We start from the raw sequence: 11461 nt of genomic DNA, 5'->3' as shown, positions 1-11461 counted from the left end.
TAGCATAAGCTAGTAAGACCCCTTGAAGACTACAAGGTTGATAGGTCAGAGGTGTAAGTGTGGTAACATATTAAGCTGACTGATACTAATAGGTCGAGGGCTTGACCAAATGAACAAAGAAGGCAAGTATATGTGCAATTTTGAAAGAATAAATCTTTCAAATTGGTGTTGACAATTCAGGAAGAACCTATTATAATACTTATTGTATTATCTGGTGATTATGGCGTAGAGGAAACACTCCTTTCCATTCCGAACAGGACAGTTAAGCTCTATAGCGCTGATGGTACTGCATGGGGGACTGTGTGGGAGAGTAAGACGTCGCCAGGTTCAATTTGGATCTTTAGCTCAGTTGGTTAGAGCAACCGGCTCATAACCGGTAGGTCCGGGGTTCGAGTCCCTGAAGGTCCACCATTCTTGGGGGTATAGCTCAGCTGGGAGAGCACCTGCCTTGCACGCAGGGGGTCAAGGGTTCGAATCCCTTTATCTCCACCATATTATAAGCTATGAATTTATTCATAGCTTTTTTTGTTTTATATTTTAGTAAAATTGCAATATTATTATGTAAATGATATATTAAATATAGTTGTAGGTGAAGTTTAATATGAATAGAATAAAACAACTTATATGGGCTATAACTTCTAGATATAAAAATATAGATGGAGATTTTTTAAAAAAATATTTAAATGAAAATGAACTTAGTTTATTTAATAAATTAAATATTTCTGAAAAACATCATAGTATAAGGGTATGTAAAGATTCTATTGAATATATTAATAATAGTAGTATAAAAAACAAAATAGATACTAATAAAATGGCTAAAATTGCATTATTGCATGATATAGGAAAAATAAATAAATCATTAAGTGTATTTGATAAATGTATGGTGGTTATATTAGATAAGGTTACTAAAGGTGGTCTTAAGAAATTTAATAATAATATGAAGATAGATGTATATTATAATCATGGAAGAATGGCATATGAATTATTAAAAAATATAGGAAATTATGATAAAGAATTTTTACAAGCAGTACAAATGCATCATTCAAAAGAAACATATAAAAATATTTATTTACAAATACTAAAAGAGATGGATGATAAAAATTAAGCTTTAGGAGGGGTAACAATGGATTACGATGTGTTAATACTTGGTGGAGGAATTGTAGGTTGTGCAGTTGCTTATGAACTATCAAAATATAATTTTAATATTGCATTAATTGAAAAAAATTATGATATAGTAGATGATATATCATTTATAAATACATCAGTAATTTATGATGGCTCTGAAACTTGTAATGATGTTATGGCAACATTAGAAATGGGTGGTAGTAGATTAATTAAAGAAGCTTGCAAAAAATTTAATGTAGAATACAAGGATGTAGGAGCATTAAGAGTTGCATATACTACTGAAGAAGAAAAGAAAATAAGGGAATTGTATGATAACTCATTAAAAAAAGGAATTAATGATGTATCTCTTCTTTCTAAAGATGAAATAAAGAAAATTGAACCAAACTTAAAAGATGGATATAGGATGGGTATGTTTTCAAAAAATGTTTCACTTATAAATCCTTACGAATTAGCTATATCATATGGTGAAATAGCTGCTGATAATGGTGTTAATTTTAGATTTGATGAAGAAGTATTAAGCATCGAAAAAAATAAAAAGGGATTTAGAGTAGTTACTAATAAAAATAAATTTTCATGTAGAATTGTTATAAATACGGTTTTAAGTGATGAAGATTCACAATATAAAGAACTTAATGATTCTTTTAGAGTTATGAATTATTTTATTATAGATGAAAATATGAAAAATTCTCTAAATAATATAATAATAAATGAAAGTAATGAGGAAGAATTTGTAATGAATATTCCTAGCTTGCAAGGAGGCAACATAGTTGCAGTAAAGGATAATAGTGAATTAACTGTACAAGAAAAGATAAATAGATCAAGAAGAATTATAAATGATGTGGATGAAAAATATCTATGTATTAATTTTACAAATAAAAAAAATAATTTAATGGTTATTGATGATAGTGAACTTAAAGATGGATATATAAAAGTTACAGGAAGTCATTATGCAAAGGTAACATTAGCACCAGCAATAGCTAAGGCAATAACAGATACCATAGCTGAACAAAGTAGTGTTACTTTAAAAAGAGATTTTGTTGATAGAAGAAGGCAATTTTATAAATTTAAAGATATGACAAATTGTGAGCGTAATGAATTAATAGCTTTAGATAAGAGATATGGAAATATGATATGTATATGTAATCAGGTTACTGAGGGAGAAATTGTAGATAGTATTAGAAGGCCATTAGGAGCTAGAACTGTTGAAGGGGTAAAAAAAAGAACAGGTGCAGGACTTGGTAATTGTTTTGGAACATATTGTTCTAGAAAGATAATAAAAATACTTGCTAAAGAAATGGACAAAATGCCAACAGAGATAGTTGAAGATTCTAAGGAATCAAAAATATGGGTTAGTAGAATAAAGGAATTTGATGAAGTATAGAAGAGGCGATTATAATGAAAGATATTTTTACAAGTCTGATTAGAATAAAAGATGATGATAAACATAAAGTTGTATCAGTGAAGAGTAGTAAGGAAATTGACAGAACATTATTTATTGAATTTTCAAAGGTAATTTCAAGACTATATGTTAGTCCACCAATAGAAATTGGTCATGTAATATGTAGAAATGTTTTAAACACAGGGGTAGATATTATATGTACTAAAACAATAGAAAAAGAAAAAAAATAATTATAAAAAATATTATATATATTGACAATTATATATAAAGTGTAATATAGTAATAATTGTATTTAAATAAAGTAAACTGTTGAAGAGGCTAGTAGTATTAATTCAATCTTAAGAGAGTCAGTGGTTGGTGTAAACTGATGTTTGTTTTTTTATGAATCCACCTTGGAGGGACTGTGATGAGCAGTACGGGAAATCGTTAATTTTTTTGAGTGGGTAAAATGAATCTATTTTACCAATTAGGGTGGCAACGCGGATATTATACTTTCGTCCCAATTTTTTGGGGTGGAAGTTTTTTTATTTATAAAAATTATTAAAAATATAAGTATATATAAGGGAGAATATTTATGTTAGATTTAAAGTTTTTAAGAGAAAATCCAGATTTAGTAAAGGAAAATATTAAAAAGAAATTTCAAGATGAAAAACTTAAAATGGTAGATGAAGTAATTGAACTTGATGCTGAAAGTAGAAAAGTTCAAACAGAAGCAGATGAACTTAGAGCAAACAGAAACTCAGTATCTAAAAAAATTGGTGCATTAATGGGGCAAGGTAAAAAAGAAGAAGCACAAAAATTAAAAGAACAAGTAACTAAAGATGCTGATAGACTTAATGAATTACAGGAAAAAGAAACAAAACTTCAAGAAGAAGTAAGAAAAAGAATGCTTGTTATTCCTAATATAATAGATCCTTCAGTACCAATAGGTAAGGATGATAGTGAAAATGTTGAAGTTGAAAGATTTGGTGAACCTAAAGTTCCAGATTTTGAAATTCCATATCATACAGATATAATGGAAAAGTTAAATGGTATAGATTTAGACAGTGCAAGAAAAGTTGCTGGTAATGGTTTTTATTATTTAATGGGAGATATAGCAAGATTACAATCAGCTATACTTTCTTATGCCAGAGATTTTATGATAAATAAAGGATTTACATACTGTATACCACCATTTATGATTCGTAGCAATGTTGTTACAGGTGTTATGAGTTTTAATGAAATGGAAGAAATGATGTATAAAATTGAAGGTGAAGATTTATATTTAATTGGAACTAGTGAACATTCAATGATAGGTAAGTTTATTGATACAATAATAAAGGAAGAAGAACTTCCAAAAACATTAACAAGCTATTCTCCATGTTTTAGAAAAGAAAAAGGGGCTCATGGAATAGAAGAAAGAGGAGTATATAGAATACACCAATTTGAAAAACAAGAAATGATAGTTGTATGTAAACCAGAAGATAGCAAAATGTGGTTTGATAAATTATGGCAAAACACAGTAGAATTATTCCGTTCATTAGATATACCAGTTAGAACTTTAGAGTGTTGTTCTGGAGATTTAGCAGATCTTAAAGTTAAATCTATTGATGTGGAAGCTTGGTCACCAAGACAAAAGAAATATTTTGAAGTTGGAAGTTGTTCAAATCTTGGAGATGCTCAAGCTCGTAGATTAAAAATACGTGTATCAAAAGGTAAGGAAAAATATTTTGCACATACATTAAATAATACAGTAGTTGCTCCACCAAGGATGTTAATTGCTTTCCTTGAAAATAACTTAAATGAAGATGGAACTGTTAATATACCAGAAAAATTGAGACCATATATGGGTGGAATGGAAATAATAAAATAGTTCATTTAAAAATTTTATAATACACTCTATAAAATTTTATAATATTTTAAATAAGAGCATGTAAATAATTTATTATGTGCTCTTATTTTATATTAGTACAAATTGTATTTGTGTTTTTTAGATAATTGTGATACATTATCTTTTGGGTGGTATTTTATTAGAAAGCTGCACCAATTAATTTGATGATTATTATTTATAGTTAAAAAGTATTGCACTCTAGTTTTGGAGGTGATAACAAATAATGGATTCTAAGTTCAAAAATTATAAATTTGGGTTTATTGGAGCTGGAAAAGTTGGATTTTCTATTGGAAAATATTTTTCAGATAATAACTTAAATTTATCAGGATATTATAGTAAAAACATTGCTTCAGCAAAAGAGGCTGCAATGTTTACAAATTCAAGTTATTTTACTACATTAGAAGAAATAATAAAAAATAGTGATATTATTTTTATTACTACTCCAGATGATATTATAAAATATATATGGGATAGTATAAATAAAGAACTAATAAATAATAAAATTATTTGCCATTGTAGTGGCTCATTATCATCAGAGGTCTTTTCTAATATTGAGAATCATAATTCATATGGTTATTCAATTCATCCGTTATTCGCATTCAGTGATAAATATAATTCTCATAAAACATTAAACAAAGCTTTTATAACAATTGAAGGTTCACAAAAATATATGGATTATTTTATTAATATGTTTACATCTTTAGGTAATAAAGTAAAAGTAATAAGTAAAGAAAATAAAAATATGTATCATGCATCAGCAGTTGTTGTAAGTAATCAAGTTGTTGCATTAATAAAGATGGGTATAGATCTTTTAGTTAAATGTGGCTTTAATGAAAAAGAAGCAAATGAAGCTTTATATCCACTTATAGCAAATAATATTAATAATATTCATGAAAAAGGGGTAGTAGATAGTTTAACAGGTCCTATTGAGCGATGTGATATAGAAACTGTAAAAAAACATTTATTATGCTTAGATGATGAAGAGAAAAAGCTTTATAAAATGTTATCAATGAGACTTATTGAAATATCAAAAATAAAAAATAAAAACAGAAATTATACAGAATTAGAAAATGTGATGGGAGAGTAAAAATGAAAAATACAGTATTAACATTTAAAGATCAAAAGGAAAAGAAAGATAAAATAACAATGCTTACAGCATATGATTATTCTACTGCAAAGCTTATTGACGAAGCAGGAGTTAATTCTATATTAGTTGGAGATTCTCTAGGAATGGTATGTTTAGGATATGAAGATACAATATCTGTAACAATGGAAGATATGATACATCATACAAGAGCTGTATCAAGAGGAGTTAAAAATGCATTAGTAGTCGCAGATATGCCATTTATGTCATATCAAACTTCAGTATACGATGCTGTTGTAAATGCAGGAAGACTTATGAAAGAAGGAAGAGCTAATGCAGTAAAGCTTGAGGGTGGTTTAGAAGTAGTAGATCAAATTAAAGCAATAGTAGATGCTTCAATTCCTGTAGTAGCTCATTTAGGTTTAACACCTCAATCAGTAAATGCCTTTGGTGGTTTTAAAGTGCAAGGAAAAAGTGAAGAAGCTGCTAGAAAATTAATAGAATCTGCAAAAGCAGTTGAAAAAGCAGGTGCATTTGCTGTAGTATTAGAATGTGTACCAGCTAAACTTGCAAAACTTATATCTGAAAAATTAACTATACCAACAATTGGTATAGGGGCAGGTAATGGATGTGATGGACAAGTTTTAGTTTATCAAGATATGCTTGGAATGTTTTCAGATTTTGTACCTAAATTTGCAAAGCAATATGCAAAGCTTGGAGATCAAATGAAAGATGCATTTAAGTCATATATAGCAGAAGTTAAGGATGGAGTATTTCCAGCTGAAGAAAATACTTTTAAAATAGACGATGAAGTAATAAATAAATTATATTAGGAGTGAAATAAATTGGAAATAGCAACTAAAATTGTTGATGTAAGAACAAAGGTTAATGAATGGAAAAAGCAAGGTTTAAAGGTTGGTTTAGTTCCAACAATGGGTTATTTACATGAGGGACATAAAAGTTTAATTGAAAGAGCTGTAAAAGAAAATGATAGAGTAGTTGTAAGTGTATTTGTAAATCCAATTCAATTTGGTCCAACAGAAGATTTAGCTACTTATCCAAGAGATTTAGAAAGGGATAGTGCCTTATGTGAAGACGCAGGTGCAAATCTTATATTCCATCCAGAAAAAGAAGAAATGTATTTTGATGATTTCTGCACTTATGTAGATATGGATAACTTAACAAAAGTTCTTTGCGGTAAAACTAGACCTATACATTTTAGAGGTGTATGTACAGTTGTATCAAAGTTATTTAATATAGTTAAACCAGATAGAGCATATTTTGGTCAGAAAGATGCACAACAACTTGCAGTGGTAAAGAGAATGGTTAGGGATTTAAACATTGATATTGAAATAGTAGGATGCCCAATAATTAGAGAAGAGGATGGACTTGCTAAGAGTTCAAGAAATACTTATTTAAGTAAGGAAGAGAGACAAGCAGCAACAATATTGAGTAAATCGTTGAAGGCTGCTAAAAAGGCTATAGAAGATGGAGAAAAGGATTCTAATAAAATAGTACAAATAATAGAAGACATGATAAATACAGAAAAACTTGCTAAAATTGATTATGTGGAAACAGTTAATTCATTAACAATGGAACATGTAGATAAAATAGAAGGATCAGTTTTAGTTGCTATGGCTGTTTACATTGGAAAAACAAGATTAATAGATAACTTTATCTATGAAGTATAATTTAGGAGGATTCCCAAATGATGATAACAATGCTAAAAGGAAAAATACACAGAGCTACAGTAGTTCAAGCAGAGCTTGATTATGTAGGAAGCATAACAGTTGATGCAGATCTTTTAGATGCAGCTGGAATTATGGAATATGAAAAAGTTCAAATAGTAGATGTTAACAATGGAAGTAGATTTGAAACATATACAATAGCAGGAGAAAGAGGATCAGGACTTATTTGTTTAAATGGTGCTGCTGCTAGATGTGTGCAAGTTAATGATAAAGTAATTCTTATGGCTTATTGTGAAATGGACAGTGAAGAAGCAAAAAATCATAAACCAAAGGTAGTATTTGTTGATGATGATAATAAAATATCAAGAATATCAAGATATGAAAAACATGGAAGATTAGAAAATCAACAAGATTAGAAAGATGCTCCACTTATAAAGTGGAGCATTAATTTATTATAGCAACATATTATTATTTATAGTATAACGTAATAAAGATAGATTTTAATTATAAGAGAGGTCGTTTGTGTGAGTGTCTAGTATCTTAATATAAAAAGTTAATAATAATTCTAAAAAATATGGGGTGTATACCTTTATTTGTTGTGGAATTATTTAAATTATTAAGATGCAAGCACAGAATTATAAATTTTAAAATATTTAAGGTTATTTATATAAGTATATCCTTAATTAATTATTATAGCTGTGGTTATCCATGGCTATTTTTTTAAAAACAAAATCTATCTAAGTTAAATTCTTTAGCTTGCAAAAGTTTAAGGAGATTTAAAATGAATAAAGTTGTATTAGAAAAGTTACATTATGATAAATTAAAGGAAAAAGTTAAGGAATATTGTGTTATTGGACTTGGAAAGGAATTAGAGGTTGTATAAAGGTAAAAAAATTTATTGAGAATAAACAAGGATATGCACCTACACTTTATGCATATGGTAAAAATTTATCTGAATTAAATTTTATTGTTGATGAAATTAATATATGTATTAAGGGGAATAGAGTTGATTCTAATGCCAGTAGTGAGTTAAAGAAAATCAGAAGACATATAGATATATGTGAAGGAAATATTAAAGAAAAGTTAGAAAGATTTTTAAGAAATCCTTCAAATAAAGAATGTATTCAAGAATTTTTTATAAGTCAGAGAAATGGAAGGTATACAATACCTATAAAGCCTAAATTAAATGAAAAGGGATATATAAGGATTATAAATGGGGTATACCCATTAATAGAAAATGCAGTACCATTAAATTTAGAAATAGGTAAACAATATAGGGGGATTATTATTACAGGACCTAATGCTGGAGGAAAAACTGTAGTTTTAAAGAGTATAGGGTTATTAACATTAGCAGTCCAATCAGGAATTCATATTCAAGCTGAAGTTAATAGTGAATTTTCTATTTTTGATAATATATTTATTTCAATTGGAGATAATCAAAGTGTACAAAATTCTTTGAGTACATTTTCATCTCATGTAAAAGAATTATCTGAAATAATAAAATTAAGTAATAAATCTACACTTTTATTATTTGATGAAATTGGAAGTGGTACAGAGCCAAATGAAGGAGCAGCATTATAGGAGATAAAGTTAGTTTGTTAGAAGAAAATTCAAGTGCTATTATATATAAAGGTGTAGATAAGTATGGCAATGTTACAGTACTTTATAATAATCAATTTATTGAAGTAAATGAAAAGAGGATAAAGCTTGAAATAGAGGCAAAAGATTTGTATCCGGAAAGATATGATTTAAGTCAATTATTTATTAGTTTTAAGGATAGAAAATTAGAACATGATATAGAAAGAGGTTCAAAGAAGGCTTTAAAAAATATTAAAAAACAATTTTTAAAATAAAATGTTGACAAGGTGCCTTAAGTATTGATATAATAATCAACGTGGTCATGGAGAGATGGTCGAGTTGGTTTAAGGCACCGGTCTTGAAAACCGGCGTACCTTTGCGGGTACCTAGGGTTCGAATCCCTATCTCTCCGCCATTTAAAAAATCTCAGCAATTTTGCTGAGATTTTTTTTATATTATTTTTTCTTGCAAGATTTAAATAAGAATAAGCTACCTAATATACATAAAAAAGTTATTAACAAATTATTTTTATTAGATGTTGCTTGGTCATAACCTCATGCATCAGCAATAGCATAGGTTAAAAATTATACTTGAAATGTTAGTTTAAGATAAATTTAGCTACTGAGTCATGTATATTAGAATCAATAATTCCTGTACTTATTTCTTTTAGTGAATTTACAGCATTTGCTACAGCATAGCAATAATCAGAAATATTAAACATAGGAATATCATTATAATTATCACCAAATGATATAATTTTATTATAGTTAAAGGTTCTTTTTAGATAGCTTATTCCGTTGGCTTTAGAAGATTTTATGCTGTAAATTTCCATATAAAAAAGTCCTTTATTGTAGTGATCTTCGTATTTGGTAATATTAATATTATCAATAAGTTTAAGTTTATCATACAAATTGTTTATTACTTGTTCTTTTTCAAGAATAGTAAAGTATAAAATATTAGAATTTTTAGGCACAGGACTTTCAATGAATTTTTTGTATCTCGTTTTATTTGAACGTTCATTAAAAAAGTTAATTTCATAAGATTTTATTAATTTATTATGATATACATTTAGAAAATCATTTTTTATAGTGTATACAAAGGCATTTATATTTTCATTTTTTAGTAGTTGTATTATTTTTAGTGCTATATCATTTGAAAGTTCATTATATTTAATATAATGATTATTTTTAACATCGTATATTACTGAACCATTCATTAATATTGCAGGAATTTTTAAATTTATATCTTTCATAATGTCACATACAGTAGCAGGTGTTCTAGCAGTAGCTATTGTGAAATTAATATTTTTATTTATTGCTTTATTTAACAATTTTATAGTTGTTTTTGACAACTTTGCATCATCATTTAAAAGTGTTCCATCTAAATCTGATATATATAAATTCATATATAATTTTCCTTTCTTAATTGTTAGTAAATATATTATAACAAATGAATGTATATATTACGTAAAATATAAAATAAAAAAAAGTGAAAAAAATTAAAAGAAAAGGTTGACAATGTTTTTTGTCATTGATATAATAAATTTCGTAAGTTGTACGGAGAGATGGTCGAGTTGGTTTAAGGCACCGGTCTTGAAAACCGGCGTACCTTTGCGGGTACCTAGGGTTCGAATCCCTATCTCTCCGCCATTTAAATTTTATATACTCTATTTTTTAGAGGGCATTTGGAGGATTACTCAAGTGGCTGAAGAGGCGCCCCTGCTAAGGGCGTAGGTCGGGCAACTGGCGCCCGGGTTCAAATCCCGGATCCTCCGCCAAAAGCATCTAAGTATTTTACTTAGATGTTTTTTTGTTTTAAAAATTAATACAATAAATCAATTATTAATAAAATTTACTTATTTTTATAAATTTATTATCAAAATTTACAAAAGTGTGGTATAATAAATTTGTGGTTGAAAAGGTTTGCAAAGAACATATAAAAAGGGGAGAATTTTTATGATTAAGGGTGATAATGTTTATCTGAGGTTAACAGAAAAATATGATTTAAATAGGATAATGGATATTTACAAGGAGACTGTTAAAAATAAAGTTGAATATAATAAACATAAAAAATATATTTATGATAATTTTAACAAGATATTAAGTAGTCCATTAACTTGTCTGTCAATAATTAATGAAAAAGACGTGTTGGTAGGGTTTGCAACATACATAGAAGAAGAAAATGATATTTATAAGTTTGGAATAACTATAGGGGAAAGATTCAGAAATAGAGGCTATGGAAAAGAAGTAATTAATCTTATTAAAGAACACTTATTTGCAGTGAAAAATGCTAAAAGCATAACATTAGAAGTTGAAATGAATAATGAAAGTGCTATAAGTTGTTATAATACTTGTGGATTTGTAATAAGTGAATTTGCAGATTTTAAAAGTATAAAGGAAGATATAATGAAAATGGAGCTTATAAATGACAATTACAAGTATTATGAAAGAAAGTGTTCATAATAAAGGAAGATATAATTTATATTTATTACACAGAATAAATATAATTATATATAACAAAAGGCTTATGTAAATCGGGGGGAGTTTGCATAAGCTTTTTTATTATGTAAACTATAATAGTAAAATAGATAATGTAATATTAAATTTTAGGAGATTATTAATAGTTATTAAAAATATATTCAAATATAATCAAATGTAATATAATATATTTAGGGGTGATTATATTTGAGTAAAAATTATAAACCAAAAGAATTTGCA

Annotated in this window: 10 protein-coding genes, 5 tRNA genes, 2 rRNA genes, 1 pseudogene and 1 other annotated feature; of the genes and pseudogenes, 17 read left to right on the top strand and 1 reads right to left on the bottom strand. The window is 27.5% G+C overall.

The features are described 5' to 3' along the window. The 14 genes and pseudogenes from ACTNAO_RS12090 to ACTNAO_RS12025 form a co-directional block, all read left to right on the top strand. A 23S ribosomal RNA gene (locus tag ACTNAO_RS12090) occupies positions 1-109 on the top strand; the annotation flags it as partial. A 101-nt stretch (positions 110-210) separates the two neighbouring features. Beyond that, positions 211-327: ribosomal RNA gene (gene rrf / locus ACTNAO_RS12085) — 5S ribosomal RNA — on the top strand. 7 nt (positions 328-334) lie between these two features. Beyond that, positions 335-411, top strand: a tRNA-Ile gene (locus ACTNAO_RS12080). Between the two features lie 5 nt (positions 412-416). Then, positions 417-492, top strand: a tRNA-Ala gene (locus tag ACTNAO_RS12075). 109 nt (positions 493-601) lie between these two features. Then, positions 602-1105, top strand: coding sequence for an HD domain-containing protein (locus ACTNAO_RS12070; RefSeq protein WP_441029367.1), 504 nt, complete (start codon positions 602-604; stop codon positions 1103-1105). 18 nt (positions 1106-1123) lie between these two features. Continuing rightward, positions 1124-2506 carry an NAD(P)/FAD-dependent oxidoreductase gene (locus tag ACTNAO_RS12065; RefSeq protein WP_441029364.1) on the top strand — a complete coding sequence of 461 codons (1383 nt, stop codon included), beginning with the start codon at positions 1124-1126 and terminating at the stop codon, positions 2504-2506. An 8-nt stretch (positions 2507-2514) separates the two neighbouring features. Continuing rightward, positions 2515-2754, top strand: a complete 240-nt coding sequence (locus tag ACTNAO_RS12060) for a DUF1667 domain-containing protein (RefSeq protein WP_441029370.1) — start codon at positions 2515-2517, stop codon at positions 2752-2754. A 70-nt stretch (positions 2755-2824) separates the two neighbouring features. Then, positions 2825-3029 (top strand) — a binding site (T-box leader). A 69-nt stretch (positions 3030-3098) separates the two neighbouring features. Further along, on the top strand, positions 3099-4376 hold the full coding sequence (gene serS / locus ACTNAO_RS12055; protein WP_441029362.1) for a serine--tRNA ligase: 1278 nt from the start codon (positions 3099-3101) through the stop codon (positions 4374-4376). A gap of 241 nt (positions 4377-4617) precedes the next feature. Next, on the top strand, positions 4618-5481 hold the full coding sequence (locus ACTNAO_RS12050) for a Rossmann-like and DUF2520 domain-containing protein (RefSeq protein WP_441029360.1): 864 nt from the start codon (positions 4618-4620) through the stop codon (positions 5479-5481). A 2-nt stretch (positions 5482-5483) separates the two neighbouring features. Beyond that, entirely contained in the window at positions 5484-6311 is an 828-nt protein-coding gene (panB, locus tag ACTNAO_RS12045) for a 3-methyl-2-oxobutanoate hydroxymethyltransferase (RefSeq protein WP_441029357.1), read from the top strand. Between the two features lie 12 nt (positions 6312-6323). Continuing rightward, complete coding sequence (gene panC / locus ACTNAO_RS12040) at positions 6324-7169, top strand: pantoate--beta-alanine ligase (RefSeq protein ID WP_441029354.1); 846 nt, start codon at positions 6324-6326, stop codon at positions 7167-7169. Between the two features lie 17 nt (positions 7170-7186). Further along, positions 7187-7582, top strand: coding sequence for an aspartate 1-decarboxylase (gene panD / locus ACTNAO_RS12035; protein ID WP_441029351.1), 396 nt, complete (start codon positions 7187-7189; stop codon positions 7580-7582). Between the two features lie 365 nt (positions 7583-7947). Next, positions 7948-9019: pseudogene (locus ACTNAO_RS12030) on the top strand (MutS-related protein). A 49-nt stretch (positions 9020-9068) separates the two neighbouring features. Further along, a tRNA-Ser gene (locus ACTNAO_RS12025) sits at positions 9069-9159 on the top strand. 183 nt (positions 9160-9342) lie between these two features. On the opposite strand, the gene ACTNAO_RS12020 is transcribed toward ACTNAO_RS12025, so the two are convergent. Beyond that, positions 9343-10149 (bottom strand): HAD family hydrolase, encoded by an 807-nt coding sequence (locus tag ACTNAO_RS12020; RefSeq protein ID WP_441029348.1) that lies wholly within the window; start codon positions 10147-10149, stop codon positions 9343-9345. Positions 10150-10302: 153 nt separating this feature from the next. Here ACTNAO_RS12020 and ACTNAO_RS12015 point away from each other — a divergent pair. The 3 genes from ACTNAO_RS12015 (at position 10303) to ACTNAO_RS12005 (ending at position 11206) form a co-directional block, all read left to right on the top strand. Beyond that, positions 10303-10393 (top strand) — tRNA-Ser (locus ACTNAO_RS12015). A gap of 37 nt (positions 10394-10430) precedes the next feature. Further along, positions 10431-10521: transfer RNA gene (locus ACTNAO_RS12010), tRNA-Ser, on the top strand. A gap of 178 nt (positions 10522-10699) precedes the next feature. After that, positions 10700-11206 (top strand): GNAT family N-acetyltransferase, encoded by a 507-nt coding sequence (locus ACTNAO_RS12005; RefSeq protein WP_441029339.1) that lies wholly within the window; start codon positions 10700-10702, stop codon positions 11204-11206. Positions 11207-11461 lie beyond the last annotated feature (255 nt).

Origin of the sequence: Clostridium sp. HCP1S3_C6, from assembly GCF_052066735.1 — a bacterium.
Classification (GTDB): domain Bacteria; phylum Bacillota; class Clostridia; order Clostridiales; family Clostridiaceae; genus Clostridium.
Note: the sequence above shows the minus strand (reverse complement) of the source record. Positions and strands in the feature narration are given on the sequence as shown.